20 protein-coding genes are annotated in these 21,139 nt (G+C 70.9%); 10 read left to right on the plus strand and 10 right to left on the minus strand.

Annotated features, from left to right (window positions below):
- Nucleotides 1-5: 5 nt before the first annotated feature.
- The 5 genes from AC0VYD_RS18750 to AC0VYD_RS18770 form a co-directional block, all read right to left on the minus strand.
- Complete coding sequence (locus AC0VYD_RS18750) at nucleotides 6-350, minus strand: cytidine deaminase (RefSeq protein WP_475476785.1); 345 nt, start codon at nucleotides 348-350, stop codon at nucleotides 6-8.
- Entirely contained in the window at nucleotides 347-1,729 is a 1,383-nt protein-coding gene (locus tag AC0VYD_RS18755) for a hemolysin family protein (RefSeq protein WP_475476786.1), read from the minus strand. The genes AC0VYD_RS18750 and AC0VYD_RS18755 overlap by 4 nt, the downstream gene beginning before the upstream one ends.
- Nucleotides 1,726-2,223, minus strand: coding sequence for an rRNA maturation RNase YbeY (ybeY, locus tag AC0VYD_RS18760; protein ID WP_475476787.1), 498 nt, complete (start codon nucleotides 2,221-2,223; stop codon nucleotides 1,726-1,728). Before ybeY ends, AC0VYD_RS18755 begins: the two co-directional genes overlap by 4 nt.
- 142 nt (nucleotides 2,224-2,365) lie before the next feature.
- On the minus strand, nucleotides 2,366-3,469 hold the full coding sequence (locus tag AC0VYD_RS18765) for a PhoH family protein (RefSeq protein ID WP_475476788.1): 1,104 nt from the start codon (nucleotides 3,467-3,469) through the stop codon (nucleotides 2,366-2,368).
- Nucleotides 3,470-3,754: 285 nt separating this feature from the next.
- The gene (locus AC0VYD_RS18770) at nucleotides 3,755-4,105 is read right to left on the minus strand and encodes an HIT domain-containing protein (protein WP_473038691.1); all 351 of its coding nucleotides are present in this window, start codon (nucleotides 4,103-4,105) and stop codon (nucleotides 3,755-3,757) included.
- A 325-nt stretch (nucleotides 4,106-4,430) separates the two neighbouring features.
- Here AC0VYD_RS18770 and AC0VYD_RS18775 point away from each other — a divergent pair, with 325 nt between their 5' ends.
- Together AC0VYD_RS18775 and AC0VYD_RS18780 are read left to right on the plus strand one after the other, a co-directional pair.
- Nucleotides 4,431-4,961, plus strand: coding sequence for a SigE family RNA polymerase sigma factor (locus AC0VYD_RS18775; protein ID WP_475480305.1), 531 nt, complete (start codon nucleotides 4,431-4,433; stop codon nucleotides 4,959-4,961).
- A complete protein-coding gene (locus AC0VYD_RS18780; protein ID WP_475476789.1) occupies nucleotides 4,958-5,674 on the plus strand; it encodes a hypothetical protein in 717 nt (238 codons plus the stop codon). The genes AC0VYD_RS18775 and AC0VYD_RS18780 overlap by 4 nt, the downstream gene beginning before the upstream one ends.
- A gap of 179 nt (nucleotides 5,675-5,853) precedes the next feature.
- Here AC0VYD_RS18780 and AC0VYD_RS18785 read toward each other — a convergent pair whose 3' ends face one another.
- The 3 genes from AC0VYD_RS18785 to hrcA are packed head-to-tail and all read right to left on the minus strand — an operon-like array spanning nucleotide 5,854 to nucleotide 8,760.
- Nucleotides 5,854-6,597 (minus strand): 16S rRNA (uracil(1498)-N(3))-methyltransferase, encoded by a 744-nt coding sequence (locus tag AC0VYD_RS18785; protein ID WP_475476790.1) that lies wholly within the window; start codon nucleotides 6,595-6,597, stop codon nucleotides 5,854-5,856.
- Nucleotides 6,594-7,742 carry a molecular chaperone DnaJ gene (gene dnaJ, locus AC0VYD_RS18790; RefSeq protein ID WP_191275745.1) on the minus strand — a complete coding sequence of 383 codons (1,149 nt, stop codon included), beginning with the start codon at nucleotides 7,740-7,742 and terminating at the stop codon, nucleotides 6,594-6,596. Before dnaJ ends, AC0VYD_RS18785 begins: the two co-directional genes overlap by 4 nt.
- Before the next feature lie 4 nt (nucleotides 7,743-7,746).
- Nucleotides 7,747-8,760, minus strand: coding sequence for a heat-inducible transcriptional repressor HrcA (hrcA, locus tag AC0VYD_RS18795; protein WP_452542139.1), 1,014 nt, complete (start codon nucleotides 8,758-8,760; stop codon nucleotides 7,747-7,749).
- 178 nt (nucleotides 8,761-8,938) lie between these two features.
- Between hrcA and AC0VYD_RS18800 the strand changes: the two genes are divergently transcribed.
- The 3 genes from AC0VYD_RS18800 to AC0VYD_RS18810 all read left to right on the plus strand — a co-directional run bounded on the left by AC0VYD_RS18800 (nucleotide 8,939) and on the right by AC0VYD_RS18810 (nucleotide 11,469).
- Complete coding sequence (locus AC0VYD_RS18800; RefSeq protein WP_475476791.1) at nucleotides 8,939-9,778, plus strand: DUF3097 domain-containing protein; 840 nt, start codon at nucleotides 8,939-8,941, stop codon at nucleotides 9,776-9,778.
- A 689-nt stretch (nucleotides 9,779-10,467) separates the two neighbouring features.
- Entirely contained in the window at nucleotides 10,468-10,797 is a 330-nt protein-coding gene (locus tag AC0VYD_RS18805) for a DUF4870 domain-containing protein (RefSeq protein ID WP_475480306.1), read from the plus strand.
- Between the two features lie 30 nt (nucleotides 10,798-10,827).
- Entirely contained in the window at nucleotides 10,828-11,469 is a 642-nt protein-coding gene (locus AC0VYD_RS18810; protein ID WP_475476792.1) for a DUF4870 domain-containing protein, read from the plus strand.
- Between the two features lie 90 nt (nucleotides 11,470-11,559).
- Here AC0VYD_RS18810 and hemW read toward each other — a convergent pair whose 3' ends face one another.
- Entirely contained in the window at nucleotides 11,560-12,792 is a 1,233-nt protein-coding gene (gene hemW, locus AC0VYD_RS18815; RefSeq protein WP_475476793.1) for a radical SAM family heme chaperone HemW, read from the minus strand.
- A gap of 47 nt (nucleotides 12,793-12,839) precedes the next feature.
- Nucleotides 12,840-13,925, minus strand: a complete 1,086-nt coding sequence (locus tag AC0VYD_RS18820) for a LacI family DNA-binding transcriptional regulator (RefSeq protein ID WP_475476794.1) — start codon at nucleotides 13,923-13,925, stop codon at nucleotides 12,840-12,842.
- A gap of 96 nt (nucleotides 13,926-14,021) precedes the next feature.
- Between AC0VYD_RS18820 and AC0VYD_RS18825 the strand changes: the two genes are divergently transcribed.
- From AC0VYD_RS18825 to AC0VYD_RS18845, 5 genes are all read left to right on the plus strand, one after another.
- A complete protein-coding gene (locus AC0VYD_RS18825) occupies nucleotides 14,022-15,623 on the plus strand; it encodes a glycoside hydrolase family 13 protein (RefSeq protein ID WP_475476795.1) in 1,602 nt (533 codons plus the stop codon).
- A 186-nt stretch (nucleotides 15,624-15,809) separates the two neighbouring features.
- A complete protein-coding gene (locus AC0VYD_RS18830) occupies nucleotides 15,810-17,039 on the plus strand; it encodes a sugar ABC transporter substrate-binding protein (RefSeq protein WP_475476796.1) in 1,230 nt (409 codons plus the stop codon).
- Nucleotides 17,040-17,338: 299 nt separating this feature from the next.
- Entirely contained in the window at nucleotides 17,339-18,586 is a 1,248-nt protein-coding gene (locus tag AC0VYD_RS18835; RefSeq protein ID WP_475476797.1) for a sugar ABC transporter substrate-binding protein, read from the plus strand.
- A gap of 2 nt (nucleotides 18,587-18,588) precedes the next feature.
- A complete protein-coding gene (locus tag AC0VYD_RS18840; RefSeq protein WP_475476798.1) occupies nucleotides 18,589-20,208 on the plus strand; it encodes an ABC transporter permease subunit in 1,620 nt (539 codons plus the stop codon).
- On the plus strand, nucleotides 20,205-21,107 hold the full coding sequence (locus AC0VYD_RS18845) for a sugar ABC transporter permease (RefSeq protein ID WP_475476799.1): 903 nt from the start codon (nucleotides 20,205-20,207) through the stop codon (nucleotides 21,105-21,107). The genes AC0VYD_RS18840 and AC0VYD_RS18845 overlap by 4 nt, the downstream gene beginning before the upstream one ends.
- The last annotated feature ends 32 nt before the right edge of the window (nucleotides 21,108-21,139 follow it).

The following is a 21,139-nucleotide window of genomic DNA, read 5'->3' on the forward strand; positions in this document are numbered from 1 at the left end:
CCTTCTCAGCGCCGGGTGGTGCTCGCGGGCACCCCGTCAGGCGCCGCGATCACCACCACCTGGGTCTTCAGGTCGTCCGCCACCGCGCGGTCGTCCTCGGTCAGTTCCTTGGCCTCGGTGACGACCACCGCCGCCTCCAGGGCGGAGGCCTCACCCGACACCGCAGCGGCCGCGGCGGCCTGGAGCGCGGTGAGGCGGAGCGAGGGCAGCGACACCGAGGTGGCCACGTACGTGCGCCCGGTCTCGTCGCGCACCGCCGCGCCCTCGGCGGTCGCGTTCCTGGCCCGGGATGCCCGCGCGAGCGTGATGAGTTTGGTGTCCTCCGGGCCGAGTCCCGTCGTGTCCGTCACTGGTCCGTGCTCCTCGTGTGTTCGTCCGAACCCTGGTCCTGTTGGTCGGGCAGGCGCTCCACCAGCGCCGTGGTCATCCGGTTGCGGCGGCTGCTCTTGCCCTCCAGGGTGAGCCTGAGTCCAGCGTATTGGGCCTGGGCTCCTCCGGCTGGGACCCGCCCCAGCACGAACGCCACCAGACCGCCGACCGTCTCCACGTCGGGTACCTCGACGTCGCGGTCGGGGAAGAGCTCCGCGAGCTCTCCCAGCGGCAGCCGGGCGGTCACCCGCACCCGGTCCTCGTCCAACCACTCCACCGGCGGGATCTCGTGGTCGTACTCGTCGGTGATCTCACCGACGATCTCCTCCACGATGTCCTCCAGGGTGACCAGGCCGGCGGTACCGCCGTACTCGTCGATCGCCACCGCCACGTGGTTGCGCTGGCGCTGCATCTCGCGCAACAGCTCGTCGATGGGCTTGGTGTCCGGCACGTAGGCGGCCTTGCGCATCACGTCACCAGCGGTCAGCGCGACCTCCTCCGCCCCGCCCGCGGCGGCGGCCCAGCGGTCGCGCAACCGCTCCACCAGGTCCTTGAGGTAGACGATGCCGACCACGTCGTCCTCGTCCTCACCGGTCACCGGGATACGCGAGTACCCGCTGCCCATGGCGAGCGTGAGGACCGCGTCGGCGTCGGCCTCGCGGCTGGTGAAGACGATGTCGGGCCGCGGCACCATCACCTCGCGCACGGAGGTGTCGTCGAGCTTGAACACCGAGTGGATCATCTCGCGCTCCTCGGAGTCGATGACGTCCCCCTGCTCGGCCAGGTCCACGAGCTGGCGCAGCTCCACCTCGGTACTGAAGGGACCGTCCCGGTCGCCCTTGCCGCGCGGGGTGAGCGCCCGGCCGGCCCCGACCAGGAGCCGGGCGAGCGGGCCCAGCACCACCTGGAGCGGGTATACGACCACCGCGCTGGCGCGGGCCGTGGGAGCCGCGAACTGGCGGCCGAGGATGCGCGGGGTCACGGCGATCAGCACGCACTCCACCACGATCATCGCCACGGCGGTCAGCACCAGGGCGGGCCAGCCCGGCCCAAGGAGCAGGACCATGCCCACGACGGCGGCCAGGACCGCGCAGACCTCGCACACCACGCGCAGGAACAGCAGCATGTTCAGGTGCGCGGTGGGGTCTGCGGCGACCCGTTCCCAGGCGGGCCCCGTCCTGGCGGTGCGCTCGCCCTGAGCAGCCTCCATCCCCAGCGACAGGACGCGGGTGACGGCGACTTCGGCGGCCACCAGGAACCCGGCCACGGCGGTCAGGGCCAGGGCCACCGCGAACGCCAGCATCCACTCGGAGGGCTCAGTGGTCGGCGGTGCCGGGATCGGCCAGAGCGACTCGCTCATCGGGCGCTCTCGTCCCCTTCGGCCCCGGACCCGCCGGCGGCCTCCCGCTCGCGCCAGGCGGCGAGGATCTCACCCTGGAGACCGAACATCTCCTTGTGTTCCTCGGGCTCGGCGTGGTCGTAGCCCAGCAGGTGCAGGATGCCGTGCGTGCACAGCAGGTCGATCTCGGCCTCGGTGCCGTGGCCGGCGGTGCTGCCCTGGCGCTCGGCCACCTGGGGGCAGATGATCACGTCACCGAGCACCCCGGGGTCGCTGGTGCGGCCGGGCCCGCCGGGGCGCAGCTCGTCCATCGGGAACGAGAGCACGTCGGTGGGTCCGGGCTCGTCCATCCAGCGCACGTGCAGGTCGGTCATGGGTCCTTCGTCCACCAGCACCACGGACAGTTCGGCCAACGGGTGGACTCGCATGGCGTCGAGCACGTGCCGGGCCAGACGGGAGAGCCGTTCCTCGTCCACGGTGGTGACGCCGGACTCGTTGGCGACGTCGATACTCATCGGTAGCTGCTGCCTCACTTGGATGTCGGTGCGGTGGTCGGCGGTGTTGCCCGCCGGGCGCCCGCCCGCGGGCGGGCGCCCTACCGACAGCGGTGGGCCCGCACGAGGCGGGCCCACCGGCCGGTGTCACTTGCGTACTTCCTCAGTCTGCCCGCTGTTCGGGGCCTTCGGAGCCTCCGTCGCCGCCCTTCGGGGCCCCGCCTCCCCGGCGCCGCCCTCCGCGGGGGGCCGATCGGCCGCGGTCCCCGTCGCCTCGGCGGGCCTCAGCGGCGTCGTAACGGCCGTAGGCGTCGACGATCTGCCCCACCAGCTTGTGCCGGACCACGTCCTCGCTGGTCAGTCGACAGAAGGCGATGTCGTCGATATCACGCAGAATGTTCTCGATGGTCCGCAGGCCGCTGGTCTGCCCGCCGGGCAGGTCCACCTGGGTCACGTCACCGGTGACCACGATCCTGGAGCCGAACCCGAGCCTGGTCAGGAACATCTTCATCTGCTCCGGCGAGGTGTTCTGCGCCTCGTCCAGGATGATGAAGGAGTCGTTAATGGTCCTACCCCTCATGTACGCCAGGGGCGCGACCTCGATGGTCCCGGCGGCCATCAGCTTGGGGATGGAGTCCGGGTCGAGCATGTCGTGCAGGGCGTCGTAGAGCGGGCGCAGGTAGGGGTCGATCTTGTCGTAGAGGGTGCCTGGCAGGAAGCCCAGGCGCTCGCCGGCCTCGACCGCGGGGCGGGTGAGGATGATCCGGTTGACCTCCTTGTCCTGGAGCGCCCTGACCGCCTTGGCCATCGCCAGGTAGGTCTTCCCGGTACCCGCCGGCCCGATGCCGAAGACCACGGTGCGCTGGTCGATGATGTCGACGTAGCGCTTCTGGTTCAGCGTCTTGGGGCGGATGGTCTTGCCCCGGTTGGACAGGATGTTTGTGGTCAGCACGTCCGCGGGGCGCTCCTTGCCCGGGGAGCGCAGCATGTGGACCATGCGCTCGATGGTGTCGGGGGTGACGTGGGCTCCGCTCTTGGCGAGCTCGATCAGCTCCTCCACGAGACGGACCACCACGGCCGTCTCCTCGGGGGTCCCACTGATCGTGAACTCGTTGCCGCGGACGTGGATGTCGCTCCTGAAGGACCGCTCCAGCGTCCGGAGGAGCTCGTCCCCCGGGCCCAGCAGGCTGATCATCGTGTGTTCGTCCGGTACCACGACCTTGACCTGGGTGTCCTGGTCCGGGTGCGTGTGAGTTGACTCGACCATGGTGTGGCCTCGCGGCCGCTGTCCCTGCCCTTCGGTCACGGCCCCGGGGTCGGTTCCCGGAGCTTCTCGCGGACGGGCCCTCGCCGGTGTCGTGCACGGTCACCACAGGTGTGCGGGACAACCGAAGTGGCCGGTGGGGCCCGTCCCCGAGTCTACCAACGGGGGCCCGGCGGGCTCGATCCGTTATTTCGCGCCCGAAGCTCCGCACCCCTTTCCGGGGTGACCGCCCGCGGCGGAGCGGGCGCGTCCGCCCGGTCCGGGGCCCGCGCCCCGGGAGGAGGTCCCCTATCCGGGGGGCCAGTTCAGTCCGCGCCCGCCGAGGACGTGCCCGTGGAGGTGGAACACGGTCTGCCCCGCCCCGGTCCCGGTGTTGAAGACCAGCCGGTAGCCGGACTCCACCACGCCCTCGGACCTGGCGACCTCGTGGGCCTCCCGGACCAGGGCGTCCAGCAGGCCGGTGTCGGCTGCCGCCGCGGTCGCCGCGTCAGCGTGGTGCTCGCGCGGGATGACCAGGACGTGGGTGGGCGCCTGGGGGTTGATGTCGCGGAAGGCGACCGTGCGCTCCCCCTCTCGGACGATCTCCGCGGGCACCTCCCCCTTGACGATCTTGCAGAAAAGGCAGTCGGGATCGACCATCGCTCACCTTCCGTCACACGGGCCGCGACCCTGGCGGCACCGCTTCTCGGGCTTGTCCGGGACCATGATGCCGCAGGTGGACGACGGGTGAGGAGATGAAGCCTCAACCTTTCCGCAACCGTTCTGATCCACGTTCCCTGACGGCCGAGAGTTCCGACACGGTAGGGTTTGCGTCAGTGCGCGCCAGATTTTCGGCGCCGTCCGCCGTGTGGCCGTGTCCGGCGTGTTCGGATCCAAACGCACGTCTAGTTGGAAAAGAAGAGGTATGCCCTTTCGTAAACCCCGCGACAAGGGTGTGCGTCGAACTGATGTGACCACAGAAACCTTGGTGGCTGGTGCCGCCACGGCGCCGCTCTCGGTCGAGTGGGACGCTGACCACGCGGTGACGGAGCTCTACCGGGAGCACTACCGTCCACTCGTTCGGCTTGCCGCCCTGCTGGTCCGGGACCACGCGACCGCCGAGGAAGTCGTCCAGGACGCCTTTGTGGCCATGCACGGGGCCTGGCGTCGCCTCCGGGACCCGAACAAGGCCCTCTCCTACCTCCGGCAGGCGGTGGTGAACAAGGCCAGGTCGGTACTGCGCCACAGGGCGGTCGTGGAGAAGCACGCCCCCAAGGCCCTGCCCGACGCGCCCAGCGCCGAGCACGGGGCCATGAACCTTCTGGAACGCGAGGCCGTCATCGCGGCCCTGCGCAAGCTACCCACCCGTCAGCGAGAGGCAATCGTGCTCCGGTACTACGGTGACCTGTCCGAGGCACAGATCGCGGACGCCATGGGCATCAGCCGAGGCGCGGTCAAAAGCCACACGTCACGCGGCATCTCCGCCCTCCGCTCTGTACTGGAGCAGACGTCATGAGCAGCCCCAACGACCGGAACGAGACGGAGTTCGAGGACCAGCTCCGTCAGATACTCAGAGCCGAGGCCGACGAGGTCGCGCCCTCCGGTGAGGGTCTCCACCTCATCCGTGAACGAACCGAGCGCCAACGCGGCGCGGCCTGGTTCAGGCTGCCGTGGCTCCGTCCCGCGGCGGCGGTGGCGGCGGCCACTCTGATCGCCGCCTCGGTGATCATCGCGAACCCCCATGTACGCGACCAGGTCCTGGAGATCGTCCCGGCCGGCGCCGACCGTGCGGGGACCCCGCCGGAGCCCAGCCAGGAGGACGCCGGCAGCACCACGCCCCCCGCCCCGACCACGGACTCCGCCAGCGGCACCAGCAAGCCGGAGAAGGAGCCCGGGCGGCCCGCCGAGAGCTCCCCGAGCCCCGAGGACGAGGCCTCCGCCGAGGAGGAGGGCCAGGAGTCGACTTCCTCCTGCCCGCCCGAGGACGAGGTCACCCCGACCGCCACCGACAGCGAGAGCGGGGACGAGCGGGACGAGAAGCAGCCCGAGTCCCCGGGCTGCGATCCCACCGAGGAACCGACCGAGAAACCCACCGAGACTCCGAAGGAGCCCGGCGAGGACGAGGAGGACCCCGGCAGCGGTGAGGAGGAGCCCGGCAGCGGCTCCGGCAACGGCGGGGAAACCAACGACAGCGGTGAGGCGGAGGAGAGCAGCGTCAGCTCCGACTGACCCGCGTCGCCCCGGCGCCGGTCGGCCTTGACCCGGCCCGGCGAGGCGACGCAGAACGACGTCGAAGGGCCCGCGGGAGAATCTCCCGCGGGCCCTTCGACGTCGTGGTGGGGCTCGTTACCGCCCCTGGAGTGGTGACCGGTACCGGGGTGCCGGGTCCGGCGTGACCGGTTCCCGTCTCACCAGCGTCCGGTCCTGGCCTGGAGCACCGACAGGGCGGCCACTCCGGCGGTGGAGGTGCGCAGAACCGACGGGCCCAGCAGGGACCGGACCGCCCCGGCCTCGTCGAAGGCGGCCAGTTCGGCGTCGGAGATCCCGCCCTCGGGGCCGACGACCAGGACGATCCCCGCCCCGTCGGCAGCCTCCGGGAGGGACAGCTCGGACAGGCGCCGAGCACCCTCCTCGTGCAGGACCACCGCCAGGTCGGCCCCGGCGAGCAGCGCGGCCACACCCTTGCGGTCCGCCGGTTCGGCGACCTCGGGCATCCGCGCGCGGCGGGCCTGTTTGGCCGCCTCCCGGGCGCTCGCCCGCCACTTGGCCAGGGCCTTGGCCCCCCGTTCGCCCCTCCACTGGGTGACACAGCGCTCGGCGGCCCAGGGGACGACGGCGTCGACCCCGGCCTCGGTCATCATCTCGACCGCGAGTTCGCCCCTGTCCCGTTTGGGCAGGGCCTGCACCACGGTGATCCGCGGCTGCGGCTCGGGTTCGCTCCGGCGCTGGACGGCACGGCACACGAGGGTGTCCCGGCCGACGACCTCGGCCACCTCGCAGCGCACGCGCAGGCCGAGGCCGTCGGACAGGTCGACGGTCTCGCCCGCCTGGATCCGCCGGACCGCCACCGCGTGGCGGCCCTCGGGGCCCGCCAGCCGGATCCGGTCACCCGCCAGCTCCGCGGTGTCGGCCAGGAAGACCGGCGGGGTCACTTGGCTCCGAAGGCATCGCGGATCTTGGAGAAGAAACCGCCGTGCCCGGGGCTGAACCGGCCCGGGTTCTGGTCCTCTCCGCGCAGCTCCGCGAACTTGCGCAGCAGGGCCTCCTGCTCCTCGTCCAGCCTGCTCGGGGTCTCCACGTCCACACGGATGCGCAGGTCGCCCCGGCCGCCGCCGTCGAGGTGGGTGACGCCCTTGCCCGGCAGCGTGATGACGTGGCCCGAGTTGGTGCCCGGACGCAGGTCGATGTTCTCGGTGCCGTCAAGGGTGTCGAAGGAGAAAGATGCGCCGAGCGCCGCCGCCGTCATCGGCACGGTGATGGTGCAGTGCAGGTCGTCGCCGCGGCGCTCGAAGGTCGGGTGGGCCTTCTGTACGACTTCGAGGATGATGTCGCCGCGCGGTCCGCCGTTGGGACCGACCTCTCCCTCGCCCGCGAGCTGGATGCGGGTGCCGTCGTCGACCCCGGCGGGGATCTTGACGGTGCGGGTGACCTTCTCGCGCACCCGGCCCTCGCCCGCGCAGTCGCCGCAGGGGTTGGTGATGACCGAGCCCTGGCCCGAGCACTGCGGGCAGGGGCGCGAGGTCATGACCTGCCCCAGGAAGGAACGCGTGACCTGGGACACCTCGCCCTGGCCGTGGCACATCTCGCAGGTGGTCCGGTGCGAACCGGCCGCCGTGCCCTCACCCTGGCAGGTCTCGCACAGGATGGCGGTCGGGAAGGTGATCTCCTTGCTGACACCGAAGGCGGTCTCGACGAGGTCGAGTTCGATGCGGATCTTGATGCTGCGTCCGCGCCGAACCCTCTCCCGGGGCCCCCGGCCGCCGGGCTGACCACCGCCGAAGAAGGCGTTCATGATGTCGTCGAAGGCGAATCCGCCCGCGCCGCCGAACCCTCCGGCACCACCGCCTCCTCCGCCGCCGGGGGCGAAGGGGTCGTGACCCATGTCGAACATCCGACGCTTGCTCTCGTCGGAGAGGACCTCGTAGGCCTGGGTCACCTCCTTGAAGCGATCCTGGGTGGCGGGGTCCGGGTTGATGTCCGGGTGGAGCTCGCGCGCGAGCCGCCGGTACGCCTTTTTGATCTCGTCCTTGGACGCGTCGCGACGCACCCCGAGAACCTGGTAATAGTCTCTGGCCACTGAGTTACTGTCCTGCCAAAATCTGTCCGACATACCGAGCCACCGCACGGACGGCGCCCATTGTCCCTGGGTAGTCCATACGGGTGGGTCCCACCACACCGATCTTGGCCAGCGACTGGTTTCCCACACCGTAGTCGGCCGACACGATGGAGGTGGACCGAAGGCCCTCGTGGAAGTTCTCCGCGCCGATGCGCACGGTGAGCATAGAGGGATCCTTCGCCTCACCCAGCAAACGGATGAGGACCATGTTCTCTTCCAGTGCTTCGAGCACGTCACGCAGGCTGGCTGCGAAGTCGACGGCCGCGAGGTTGGCGGTGCCCGCCAGGACGATCTTCTCCTCGCGACGTTCGACGAGGCTCTCCAGCAGAACCGACAGGACCGCGACCGCGACCGGGCGGTCCTCCGGGGCCACCTGCGCGGGCAGGTCCTCCACCGCGTCCGGTACGTCGCCGAGGTGTTTTCCGGCGATGGCGCGGTTGAGCATGGCGCGCAGGTCGTCGACGACGCTCTCGCTGACCGATCCCAGCCCGTCGATGACGCGCTGTTCGACCCGTCCGGTGTTGGTGATGACGACCATCATGATGCGCTGGCCGCCGAGCGGTACGAGTTCCACGTGCTGGACCGAGGACCGGGTCAGCGACGGGTACTGGACGATCGCCACCTGCCGGGTGAGCTGCGCGAGCAGCCGTACCGTGCGGGCGACGATCTCATCGAGGTCCACGGCACCGCCGAGGAAGGACTCGATGGCGCGCCGCTCGGCCGCCGAGAGCGGTTTGACCGAGGAGAGCCGGTCGACGAAGAGCCGGTACCCCTTGTCCGTGGGCACACGCCCCGCACTGGTGTGCGGCTGGGCGATGTACCCGTCCTCCTCCAGGGCGACCATGTCGTTGCGGATGGTCGCCGGGGAGACCCCGAGGGGGTGCCGGTCCGCCAGCGCCCGGGAACCCACCGGTTCGTTGGTGTTGACGAAGTCCTCTACGACGGCACGCAGGACCGCGAGCTTGCGCTCGTCCAGCAACTCGCCACCTCCTGGCACTCCAAGGTCTTTAGTGCTAATTCTATGCCCGACCGCAAACCCGTACTGCTACCCGTCGGTAGTAACGTGCCGGGGGCCGGTTCCTCTTCCCTGACGGGCGGCGGCGTGCGCCACCCGGCCACGGGGGTTCGCACCCCTTTCGCCAGTAGACTGCACCACCGTGGCTACCAAGGGAAACGGCCGCTACGGCCGCGACGTTCTGGCGGGAGACTGGCGGCGTCCGAGGAGGGGCGCGGTACGCGAGATACCCCTCAGCCGCGACCTCGTCGTGGAGGACGCCGACGAGAGTTTCTGCGGGGCCGTGGTGTCCTGGGACAAGGCCGCGGTGACCCTGGAGGACCGGGGCGGCCGCCGCCGCGTGTTCGACCTGGGCCCGGCCGCCTTCCTGGTGGACGGGGAGCCGGTGACGCTGGTGCGCCCGGCCACCGCGCCCGGGGGGCCGCTGCGCAGCGCCTCCGGCTCGATCGCTGTGACCGGCGCGCGGGCGCGCACCGCCCGGGAGAGCCGGATCTACGTGGAGGGCGCGCACGACGCCGAACTGGTCGAGAAGGTCTGGGGCCACGACCTGCGCGTGGAGGGTGTGGCCGTCGAGTTCCTGGAGGGGGTCGACGACCTTCCCGCGGTGGTGGAGGAGTTCTCCCCGGGACCGGGGCGCCGGCTGGGGGTCCTGGTGGACCACCTGGTGCCGGGTTCCAAGGAGAGCCGGATCGCGGACCGGGTGCGGGGCGGGGACGTGCTCGTGGTCGGGCACCCCTTCGTGGACGTGTGGCAGGCGGTGCGTCCGGGTGCGGTGGGGATCACGGCGTGGCCCGAGGTACCGCGCGGCCTCCCCTGGAAGGAGGGGGTCGTGGACGCCCTCGGCTGGCGGATGGAGACGGGTGAGGCCTGGCGCCGGATCCTGGGCTCGGTCCGCGGCTACGGAGACCTCGAACCGTCGTTGCTGGGGCGGGTCGAGGAGCTCATCGACTTCGTCACGGGCCCCCACCCTCCGCAACACTAGGATTGGCCCCGCCGCTTCGTCTGCCGGGGCCTCGGACCAGGGTGGTCCGGTTCCGCCGGACAGCACCGGCCTCCGGCCCTCCGCGGTCGTCGGTACGGCCCGGTGGACCGGGCAGCACAAGCACACGCCCATCAACAGCGGAGCCGAGGAAGAGCATGAGCGAGACCCCGCCCAACCCCCCGTCCCCTGACGACGATCAGGGGCAGCAACCGCCGCAGGAGCCGGGGCCGCAGCCCCAGCCGGGTTACGGGCAGCAGTCCCAGCAGCCGGGGCAGCCCGCTCAGCCTCCGCAGCAGCCCTACGGCCAGTCCAGCGGCGCGCAGCCCGGCTACGGACAGCCCACCGGCGACCAGCCGCCCTACGGGCAGCAGTACGCGCAGCAGCCCTACGGCCAGCCGCCCCAGCAGCCCCACGGCCAGCCGGGTTACGGGCCGCAGCCGGGACAGCCCGGCCAGCCTCCGCAACAGCCCTACGGCCACCCCGGCGGCACCCAGCCCGGCTACGGACAGCCCACCGGCGGCCAGCCGCCCTACGGGCAGCAGTACGCGCAGCAGCCCTACGGCCAGCCGGGCTTCGGGCCGCAACAGCCGGGACAGCCCGGCCAGCCCCCGCAGCAGCCCTACCAACCCGGGGCCTACGGGCAGCCGCAGCAGGCCGCCCGGGACGGGGGCAACGACGTCCTGGTCGCGATGCTGGCCCACCTGTCCGGTTTCGTCATCGCCTGCATCGGCTGGCTCCCGCCGCTGGCGATCTACTTTGCCAAGCGCAACCAGTCCCCGTTCGTCCGCCACCACGCCTCCGAGGCGGCGAACTTCCAGATCACGATGCTGATCCCCTACGTGTTCGCTGGCGTGGTCTTCTTCGGCCTGGGTATCTTCTTTCCTAGCCTCTCCTGGATCGGTTACCTGCTCATCGCCCTCGTATGGATCCTTTCCATCGTCTTCGGCGTCATAGGAGCATCAGGAGCGAACAAGGGAACGTGGTACCGCTATCCGGCGAGTATCCGGCTCCTGAAGTAGAACCAAGTCCCCCAACACCGAGGAATCGTCATGTCCTATCCGAACAGTCCGAACCCGGAGGACCCCTACGGTCAGGGCGGCCAGCCCGGCCAGGGGCCGTCCGGCGGCTACCCGCCCCCGGCGGGCGGCCAGCCCGGCCCGTACGACTCCGGCCAGCAGCCCGGCGGCTACCCGCCGCCCCCGGGAGGCCCGCAGCAGGGCGGCTACCCCGGCCAGGGCGGCTACGGGCAGCCGCAGCCCGGGCAGCCCGGAGGCTACGGCGTCCCTCCCGGCCAGGGCGGCTACCCCGGCCAGCACGGCGGCTACGCGCCCGGCCCCGGCGTCGGTGACTCCTCCGCCGTCACGGGGCAGCCGAACCAGGACGAGCGGACGATGGGTCTGCTCACCCACCTGCTCGGCATCCTGACCGGCTTCCTCGGACCGCTGGTGCTGTACCTGATCAAGAAGGACGAGTCGCCGTTCATCCGCGACCAGGCCGCGCAGGCGCTGAACTTCCAGCTCCTGCTGCTGATCGGCTACATCGTCTCGATCGTGCTGTACATCGTCCTCATCGGCGCGCTCCTGCAGTTGGCGGTCTGGGTGTGCGCGATCATCTTCGGCATCCTGGGTGCGATGGCGGCCAACAAGGGCGAGTGGTACCGCTACCCGTTCAACGTCAGCTGGGTCAAGTAGGACCCGGCGTGTGACGGAAGGGGCCCGGGGGCAGAATGAACTGCCCCCGGGCCCCTTCGCCGTGTGCGGGCCCCGACCGCACCCCGGCGCTCAGGTGAGGTCGCGGACCACGGCGTCGGCGAGCAGGCGTCCGCGCCGGGTCAGCGCCGCGCGCCCCCCGGCGTGCGCCCCGGCGTCCAGGAGGCCCTCACCGACCAGGCGTTCGGCGGCGGCGAGCCCCCGGGCGTCCAACAGGTCCAGCGGGCAGCCCCCGTCCACGCGCAGTTCCAGCAGGACGCGCTCGAAGCGGCGCTCGGCCGCGGTGAGTACCTCCCGGGCCTGGGCCGGGCTGTCCCCGGCGGCCAGACGGGCGGCGTAGGCGGCCGGGTGCTTGACGTTCCACCAGCGGGTCCCGCCGACGTGGCTGTGCGCGCCCGGACCGACGCCCCACCAGTGACCGCCGTTCCAGTAGAGCATGTTGTGCGCGCTGCGGCCCTCGGGGCTGCGGGCCCAGTTGGACACCTCGTAGGGGGTGTAGCCGGCCCCGGCGAGCGCCTCGTCGGCCATGAGGTAGCGGTCGGCCATGGTGTCGTCGTCGGGTTCGGTGAGCTCTCCCCTCCGGACGCGGGCCGCCAGCCGGGTGCCCTCCTCCACGATCAGGGAGTAGGCGGAGACGTGGTCGGGCCCGGCCCCGATCGCGGCTTCCAGGGAGGCCGCCCAGTCCTCGTCGCTCTCACCGGGGGTCCCGTAGATGAGGTCGAGGTTGACGTGCTCGAACCCCGCCTGGCGCGCCCACCTCACGCACTGTTCGGGGCGCCCCGGGGTGTGTCCGCGTTCCAGGGTCCGCAGGACGTGGGGCCGCGCGCTCTGCATGCCGAAGGACACCCTGGTGAACCCGGCCGCGCGCAGGCGGGCCAGGTAGTCGGGGTCGACCGTCTCGGGGTTGGCCTCGGTGGTGAGCTCGGCACCGGGCGCGAAGCCGAAGCGGTCGCGGATCTCGCCGACGATCCGGCCGAGGTCCTCGGGTGGGAGCAGTGTGGGCGTGCCGCCGCCGACGAAGACGGTGCTGACCCGGGGGCGGTCGCCGGTCAGGACCCGGTCGGCCAGCTCGACCTCGGCCGCCGCCTGGCCCGCGTAGGTCTCACGTGAGGCCGTGGCGGTGCCGTCCCGGGAGACCAGTTCGTCGGCGGTGTAGGTGTTGAAGTCGCAGTAGCCGCAGCGGGTGACGCAGAAGGGCACGTGGACGTAGAACCCGAGCGGCCGCTCCCCGAGCTGGGCGAGCGAGGGTTCGGGGAGGTCCCCGGTCCGGGGCACGGGTTCACCGTCAAGGGCTACGGATGGCATGCCTCCAGTGTCGCCGACGCGACGGCGTGCCCCGGCCCGGGCCGTGGTCAGAGTCCGGGGGCGGCGTTCTGGGGGTCGCGGCGCAGGGGGGCGTCCACCCGGGCCTCGGGGGCGGGTTCGGGGACAGGGGAGGCCGGGGCGGCGGCGGTGGAGCCGCGGACGACCAGTTCGGGGTTGAAGACGTACTCGGCGTGCGAGACGGGGTGTCCGGCGATCTCGTCGCACAGGGCGCGCACGGCGGCCATGGCCATCGCGTTCACGGGCTGGCGGACGGTGGTCAGGGGCGGGTCGGTGAAGGCGATCAGCTGGGAGTCGTCGTAGCCGACCACGGAGAAGTCCTGGGGGACGCGCAGGCCGCGCTGGCGGGCGGCGCGGATGGCGCCCAGGGCCATGATGTCGGAGCCGCAGACCATGGCGGTGACGCCGCGTTCGATGAGACGGCTCGCGGCGGCGTGGCCGCCCTCGACACCGAACAGGGAGAGTTCCACGAGTCCGTCGCCGTCGAGGCCGTGCTCGTCCAGGGCCTGGTGGAAACCCTGGAGCTTGCGGCGGACCGGCACGTAGCGTTCGGGGCCGCTGGTGAATCCGATACGGGTGTGGCCGAGGGCGACCAGGTGGTTGACGGCCAGGCGTCCGGCCTCGCGGTCGTCGGCGGAGATGAACGCCGCGGGGATCGAGTCGGCGTAGCCGTTGACCAGCACGATCGGCAGGCGGCGGGAGACCAGGGCCTGGTAGCGCTCGTGTGAGGCCGTGGTGTCGGCGTGTTTGCCGGAGACGAACATGATGCCGGAGACGTTGCGCTCCAGGAGCAGTTCGACGTACTCGTCCTCCGATATCCCGCCCGGGGTCTGGGTGCACAGCACAGGTGTGTACCCGCGCTGGGCCAGGGCGCCCTCGGCCGCCTGGGCGAACATCGGGAAGACCGGGTTCTCCAGTTCGGGGATCACCATGCCGACCAGGCCGGCGGAGCGTTGCCGCAGCCTGGCGGGGCGTTCGTATCCGAGCACGTCGAGCGCGGTCAGGACGGCCTTGCGGGTGTCGCTGCCGACGCCGGGCTTGTCGTTGAGCACTCGCGAGACCGTCGCCTCGCTGACGCCTGCGTGCCGCGCGATGTCGGCAAGTCGTGGACCCATGTGGGCAACTCTAGTCGAGATTACCGTCACAGGGATGAAAGTTGGCGGTAATCTTGCGCAAGAACTTGCAGACGCGACAGGGAAGGACCCCCGCAGATGAAGCACCAGTCGCACTGGTGGCGCGAGGCCGCCATCTACCAGATCTACGTGCGCAGCTTCGCCGACTCCAACGGGGACGGGGAGGGCGATCTGGCGGGGATCCGCGAGCGCCTCCCCCACCTCGCGGAGCTCGGCGTGGACGCGATCTGGCTCACGCCCTTCTACGTCTCGCCGCTCGCCGACGGCGGCTACGACGTCGCCGACTACCGTGACGTCGACCCGCGCTTCGGCACCCTGGAGGACTTCGACGCCCTCCTCGCCGCCGCCCACGACCTGGGCATCCGCATGATCATCGACGTGGTCCCCAACCACTCCTCCTCCGCGCACCGCTGGTTCCGCGAGGCCGTGGCCGCCGAGCCCGGCAGCGCCGCCCGCGCGCGCTACGTCTTCCGGGACGGCCGGGGCCCGGACGGCGACGAGCCGCCCAACAACTGGCAGTCGATCTTCGGCGGTCCGGCCTGGACCCGCCTCAAGACCGAGGACGGCACCCCCGAACAGTGGTACCTGCACCTGTTCGACGCCGAGCAGCCCGACTTCGACTGGAGCAACCAGGAGGTGCACGACGAGTTCGACGACGTCCTGCGCTTCTGGCTGGACCGGGGCGTGGACGGGTTCCGGATCGACGTCGCGCACGGCATGGTCAAGGACCCGGCGCTGCCGGACATCGACGAGGGCGCCAAGGCCGACCTGCTCGACGGCAGCACCTCGCTGCCCTACTTCGACCAGGAGGGCGTACACGAGATCTACCGACGCTGGTCGCGCATCGCCGCCTCCTACCCGGGCGAGCGGACCCTGGTCGCCGAGGCCTGGGTGGAGGACGCCGAACGGGTGGCCCGCTACCTGCGCCCGGACGAGCTGCACCAGGCGTTCAACTTCGAGTACCTCACCGCGCCGTGGGACGCCGGACGCCTGCGCGAGGTGATCGACGGCTCCCTGGCCGCCAACGGCGCCGTGGGCGCGACCACCACGTGGGTGCTGTCCAACCACGACGTCACCCGGCACGTCACCCGCTTCGGCGGCGGCGAGCAGGGGCTGCGCCGGGCCCGAGCGGCCACCCTGCTGATGCTGGGCCTGCCCGGCTCGGTCTACCTGTACCAGGGCGAGGAGCTGGGCCTGCCGGAGGTCACCGACCTGCCCGAGGAATCCCTCCAGGACCCCACCTGGGAGCGTTCGGGCCGTACCGAGCGGGGCCGCGACGGCTGCCGCGTCCCGCTGCCGTGGGAGGGCCAAAGCGCCCCCTTCGGCTTCGGCCCGGAGGGCACCGAGCCGTGGCTGCCGGTCCCCGGGTACTGGGCCGACCTGTCCCGCGCGGCCCAGCGCGGGGTGCGGGGCTCGACACTGGACCTGTACACCACCGCGCTCGGCCTGCGCCGCGAGCTGGACGCCCTGGGCGACGGGGCGATGAGCTGGCTGGACTCCCCGGAGGGGGTTCTGTACTTCGAGCGTGAGCCAAACGTGCGGGTCGCGGTGAACATGACCGGCGCAGCGGTCGAACTGGCCGCATCCGGGGAGGTGCTGGTCTCCAGCGGCCCCGGTGCCGAACCGGCCGGGGGGACGCTGACCCTGCCCGCCGAGACCTCGGTGTGGCTGCGCGTGTGACGTAGGGGCTCCCCGCTCCCCGCGCGGGTGCCGGACCGGCCTGCTTCGCGTCCGGCACCCGCCCGCGCCCGCCACGGACCAACGCCCCGTGGCCGGCCGCACGAACCACCACTCCCCCACCCGTCCGCGGGGCCACCTCCCCGCCCGGCGACCCCGGGCCCCGCCAGTCACCCCTGGAGACCAACCATGAGGTCACTTCTCCCACTGTGCTCAGTGGGGCTGGTACTCGCACTGACCGCCTGCTCGACCACCGAGACAACCGACGACTACTCCTCCGTTCCGCTGACCATCTGGGCCGACGAGGAACGCGCCCAGGCCATGCGCACCTTCGCCGAGGCGTTCGCCCGCGACGTCAACCGGCGGGTGGAGGTGATCGTGGTCGACCACGAGGAGCTGCGGGCCAGCTTCCTGAGCGCGCACTCCACCGGCCTGGGTCCGGACCTGCTCGTGGGGCCGCACGACTGGACCGGCGAACTGGCGTCGGCCGGAGCCATCGTCCCGGTCGGTCTGGAGGAGGACGACGCGGAACTGTTCTCACCCGGGGCCCTGGCGGCGGTCAGCTACGACGGCCGGGTCCACGGGGTGCCCTACGCCACCGAGAACCTGGCGCTGCTGCGCAACACGGACCTGGTTCCGCAGGCACCGGACTCGTTGGAGGACATGGTGGCGACCGGCACGGAGCTGGTGGACTCGGGCGCCGTGGACCGGGCGCTGAGCCTCCAGGTGGGCGAGGAGGGCGACGCCTACCACATCCACCCGCTCTTCACCTCGGCCGGCGGATACCTGTTCGGCGAGGACTCCTCGGGTGACCCCGACCCCACGGACCTGGGGGTGGCCGCCCCGGAGTCGATCGCCGCCTTCGAGCTGCTGGCGGAGCTCGGGGAGGACGGTTCGGGGGTGCTGAGCCGGTCCACCGACGCGACCAACGCGACCTCCCTGTTCGCCTCCGGTGCCGCCCCGTTCCTGGTGAGCGGCCCGTGGAGCGTGGCCGCGGTCCAGGAGGCGGGTCTGCCGTTCGCGGTGGACCCGGTGCCCTCGTTCGCCGAGGGGGACCCGGCCCGGCCGCTGATCGGCGTGCAGTCGTTCTTCGTGGCATCCGGGGCCAGTGATCCGGACCTGGCCGAGAAGCTGGCCCAGGTGTTCCTGGACGACCCCGAACTGTCGGTGATCCTGTACGAGGCCGACCCGCGTGTGCCCGCGCTGGACGAGGCCCTGGAGATGCTCGCCGAGCAGGACCCGAACCTGGAGGCCTTCCAGCGTGCGGGCGAGGGCGGCCTGCCGATGCCCGCGATCCCCGAGATGGAGGCGGTGTGGAGCCCGTTCTCGCAGGCCAGCGCGGATATCATCGGTGGCGCTGAGCCCGCCGAGGCGCTGGCCGAGGCCGAGCGGCTCATCATCGAGGGCTTCGACGGATAGGGGCCCCGGAGCCCGGCCCGGCCCGCCCGCGGCCCGGATGCGCCTCCTGCGGCCCGCCCCCGGAACATGAGCGCGCAGGCGCACCTCCTCACACAGAGCAACCACCGAGGCACCTTCGGACAACCATCACCCTTCTGTTTCCGGGGTGTTTCCACATCTTTATCCACAGCGACTGCAAAGCCTTTCAAAGCTTGCAAGTTATTGCTAACGTCACATCACCGAGCATGCCCGTAACGGACCCGGTTCCTCCGGTGAACCGCATGCACGACCTCCGACAGTCCTCCCGGAAGGAAGCCACCATGAGATCCCGCAGCGCGTCAGCGGTCGCCGGTATCGCCGCGATCGCACTTATGGCGACAGCGTGCAGCAACGACGGTTCGGACGGAGGCGACGAGGGCGCCGCACAGAGCACGCTCGTCATCTGGTCCGACCCCGAGCGCGCCGAGGCCATCCAGAGCGCGGCCGCCGAGTTCGCCGAGGCCAACGGCATCGAGGTGGACGTCCAGAACGTCTCCTTCGACGACATCCAGGGCGACGTGGTCAACGCCCACCAGGCCGGCAACGCCCCGGACATCTTCATCGGTGCGCACGACTGGACCGGCAACCTCATGCGCAACGGCGCCGTCCAGCCCATCGAGCTCCCCTCGGACCGTGCGGACGCCATCGACCCGACCGCCCTCGAAGCGGTTTCGCTGGAGGGCCAGCTCCTGGGTGTCCCCTACACCCAGGAGAACATCTTCCTGATGCGCAACACCGAGCTGGCGCCCGACGCCCCCGAGACCTTCGAGGAGCTCGTCGAGGTCGGCACCCGGCTCAAGGACGACGGTGAGGTCGACGAGGTCCTGGCCATGGCCGTGGGCCAGGAGGGCGACCCCTACCGGATGAACGCCCTGATGTCCTCCGCGGGCGGCTACCTCTTCGGCCAGGACGAGAACGGCGACTGGAACCCCGACGACCTCGGGGTCGGCACCGACGAGACCATCGCGGCCATGGAGAAGATCGCCGAGTACGGCGAGGAGGGCGAGGGCGTGCTGCGCCGCTCCATCGAACTCGAGAACGAGGCCGCGCTCTTCTTCGAGGGCGACGCCCCCTTCTTCGTCGCCGGTCCCTGGACCATCGGTGACGCCAACGCCTCCGACATCGACTACGAGATCAGCGCCATCCCCGGCTTCGAGGGCATGGACCCGGCCTCCCCCTACATCGGCTACCAGGCCTTCTTCGTCACCGAGGGCAGCGCCAACAGCGCCCTCGCCGAGGAGTTCGTGGTCAACCACGTCACCGACTCCGACTTCGTCCTGAGCCTGTACGAGGCCGACCCCCGTACCCCGGTGCAGACCGAGGCCCTGGAGAGCGTCTCCGCCGACGACCCCAACATCGCCGTGATGGCCGAGACCGGGGAGAACGGCGTCCCGATGCCGAACATCCCCGAGATGGGTGAGACCTGGGAGCCGCTGGGCATCGCCCAGGCCCAGATCATCGGCGGTGCGGACGCCCGTGAGGCGCTGGAGACCGCCCACGACACCATCGCCGAGCGGATCGGCCAGTAGTAGTGGCCACCAACCGATCCGGCACAGCGGGCGCCCCCGGGAAGGGGGCGCCCGCCCGCCCAGCGCTGCCCGGCGGCCGTTTCTCCGGAAACGGGTCGCTCGCCGGCCAACTGGTCAAGATCGCCCTCCTCGGACTGTTCACCGCCCTCGGCGTCTGGGCCGTCCTCCCCCTCTACACGGCGGGGAACTGGTGGGGCATCGGTCTGGCCGTGGCCGTGGTGGTCCTCGTCTACTGGGTCTACCTGTCCAAACGCACCGTCCCGGCCAAGTACCTGGTCCCCGGTGTGCTGTTCCTGATGGCCTTCCAGATCTTCCCGGTGCTCTACACGATGAGCACCTCGCTGACCAACATGAGCGACGGCCACCGGGGCTCGAAGGAACAGGCCATCTCCTCCATCGAGGCGTACTCGGTGGTCCGCGGCGAGGACTCCGAGGAGTACGCGCTCACCGTGGCCACGACCGGCGACCCCGAGTCGGGCGAGCTGGTGTTCCTGCTCACCGACTCCGAGGGCGAGGCCTACGCGGGCACCGAGGAGGGGCTCAGCGAACTCGACCGGGCCGAGGTCGGCCCGTCGGGCAAGGTCACCGACGCCTTCGGCTACACCATCCTCACACCCACCCAGGTCAACGCGCGCAGCGACGACCTCCAGGACTTCGCGGTCCCCACCGGCGACGGTTCGGGTATCCGCTCCAGCGGTCTGTCCAGCGCCTTCGAGGGCAACGCCCAGCGCGCCTACGACGAGGCCTGCGACTGCGTCACCGACAGCGAGACCGGGAAGGTCTACACGGCCGACGACGAGCGCGGCGCCTTCTACAGCGAGGACGGCGAGCGCCTGGCCCAGGGCTGGCAGGTGGGCGTCGGGTTGGACAACTTCGCCCGGTTCCTGCTCAACCCCACCTTCGCCGCTTCGTTCTTCGGCACCCTGGTCTGGAACATCGCCTTCGCCGCGTCGGTCACGTTCCTGGTGTTCGTGCTCGGCCTCGCGGTCGCCCTGACCCTGCACGTGCCGAGGATGCGCGGCAAGGCGGTCTACCGGATCCTCGTCGTCCTGCCGTACGCCATGAGCTCCCTGGCCATGTACCTGCTGTGGCGGGACATGTTCAACGCGGACTTCGGCCTGTTCAACCGGATGCTCGGCCTCCAGGTGGACTGGCTGGGGGACGTGTGGGCGGCCCGGGCCGCGGTCATCCTGGCCAACGTGTGGCTGGGCTACCCGTACATGTTCCTGGTGGCCACAGGGGCGCTCCAGGCCATCCCCCGGGAGCTGGGACAGGCCGCGCAGCTGGACGGCGCAGGACCCTGGCAGGCGTTCCGGCACGTCACCCTGCCCCTGCTGATGGTCGCCATGGCACCGATCCTCATCGCCACGTTCGCGTTCAACTTCAACAACTTCAACGCGGTGTGGCTGCTCACCCGGGGCGGACCGTTCGGCGCGGAGGGGACGGCCTCGGGCGGCGCCACGGACCTGCTCATCACCTACACCTACAGGTTGGCGTTCAGTGAGGCCACCGCCCAGTACGGGTACGCGGCGGCGCTGTCGGTGATGATCTTCCTCATCGTCTCGGTCACCTCGGTGATCAGCCTGAGCCGGACCAAAGCCCTCCAGGAGGTGGACCGATGACCGCTCCCGACGCCGCCGTCAGGCCCGTCTACCGGCGTTCGACCACCACCCGGCTGACCCTGTGGCTGAGCCGCCTGGGCTGGCGGCACGCCGTCATGTGGGTGGTCGCGGCCTTCGCGGTCTTCCCCGTATTGTTCGTGGTCTCCGCGGCGCTCAACCCCGTCGGCACCCTGAGCAGCTCACAGCTGTGGCCGACCGGTGCCAGCCTGGCCAACGCCCGTGAACTGTTCCAGAACACGCCCTTCGCCACCTGGTACGCGAACTCGCTGTTCTTCGCCCTGACCAACGCGGCCGTCACCGTGCTGTTGTCGGCACTGGCCGCGTACGCGTTCAGCCGGATGCGGTTCAAGGGCCGCAGGGTGGGTCTGGTCGGCCTCCTGGTCATCCAGATGTTCCCGCAGTTCCTGGCGATCGTCGCGATCTACCTGATGTTCTCCAACATCGGTGAGGTCTACCCGGTGATCGGGTTCGACACCCGGTGGGGCCTGCTGCTGGTCTACCTCGGCGGCGCCCTGAGCATCAACACCTGGTTGATGAAGGGCTTCTTCGACACGGTGCCCCGGGAACTGGACGAATCGGCCCAGATGGACGGGGCCACCCACGCCCAGGTGTTCTTCCGGATCATGCTGCCGCTGGTCACCCCGGTGCTGGCGATCGTGGCGCTGCTGGTGTTCATCAACACCATCAACGAGTTCCTGATGGCCAGCGTGTTCCTGCGGGACACGGCGTCCCAGACCCTGGGCCTGGGGCTGTACCAACTGGTGGACTCCCAGCGCAACGCCAACTTCGGGATGTTCGCGGTGGGCGCGCTGATGCTGTCCCTGCCCACCCTGATCGTGTTCTGGTTCCTCCAGCGCTACATCAGTGAGGGACTGACCTCCGGAGCGGTCAAGGGGTAGCCGGGGGCGGGCCCCCGGACCGGGGCCCGCCC

It is taken from the genome of Nocardiopsis sp. iso_40 (genome assembly GCF_056173285.1).

What these genes read in the sequence shown, in the direction of transcription:
- AC0VYD_RS18820 (WP_475476794.1), bottom strand. Translation starts at nt 13,925, where the DNA reads ATGGGTCCACGACTTGCCGACATCGCGCGGCACGCAGGCGTCAGCGAG.
- AC0VYD_RS18845 (WP_475476799.1), top strand. Translation starts at nt 20,205, where the DNA reads ATGACCGCTCCCGACGCCGCCGTCAGGCCCGTCTACCGGCGTTCGACC.
- hemW (WP_475476793.1), bottom strand. Translation starts at nt 12,792, where the DNA reads ATGCCATCCGTAGCCCTTGACGGTGAACCCGTGCCCCGGACCGGGGAC.
- AC0VYD_RS18825 (WP_475476795.1), top strand. Translation starts at nt 14,022, where the DNA reads ATGAAGCACCAGTCGCACTGGTGGCGCGAGGCCGCCATCTACCAGATC.
- AC0VYD_RS18770 (WP_473038691.1), bottom strand. Translation starts at nt 4,105, where the DNA reads ATGGTCGATCCCGACTGCCTTTTCTGCAAGATCGTCAAGGGGGAGGTG.
- AC0VYD_RS18780 (WP_475476789.1), top strand. Translation starts at nt 4,958, where the DNA reads ATGAGCAGCCCCAACGACCGGAACGAGACGGAGTTCGAGGACCAGCTC.
- AC0VYD_RS18810 (WP_475476792.1), top strand. Translation starts at nt 10,828, where the DNA reads ATGTCCTATCCGAACAGTCCGAACCCGGAGGACCCCTACGGTCAGGGC.
- AC0VYD_RS18835 (WP_475476797.1), top strand. Translation starts at nt 17,339, where the DNA reads ATGAGATCCCGCAGCGCGTCAGCGGTCGCCGGTATCGCCGCGATCGCA.
- AC0VYD_RS18765 (WP_475476788.1), bottom strand. Translation starts at nt 3,469, where the DNA reads ATGGTCGAGTCAACTCACACGCACCCGGACCAGGACACCCAGGTCAAG.
- AC0VYD_RS18805 (WP_475480306.1), top strand. Translation starts at nt 10,468, where the DNA reads ATGCTGGCCCACCTGTCCGGTTTCGTCATCGCCTGCATCGGCTGGCTC.
- AC0VYD_RS18755 (WP_475476786.1), bottom strand. Translation starts at nt 1,729, where the DNA reads ATGAGCGAGTCGCTCTGGCCGATCCCGGCACCGCCGACCACTGAGCCC.
- ybeY (WP_475476787.1), bottom strand. Translation starts at nt 2,223, where the DNA reads ATGAGTATCGACGTCGCCAACGAGTCCGGCGTCACCACCGTGGACGAG.
- AC0VYD_RS18830 (WP_475476796.1), top strand. Translation starts at nt 15,810, where the DNA reads ATGAGGTCACTTCTCCCACTGTGCTCAGTGGGGCTGGTACTCGCACTG.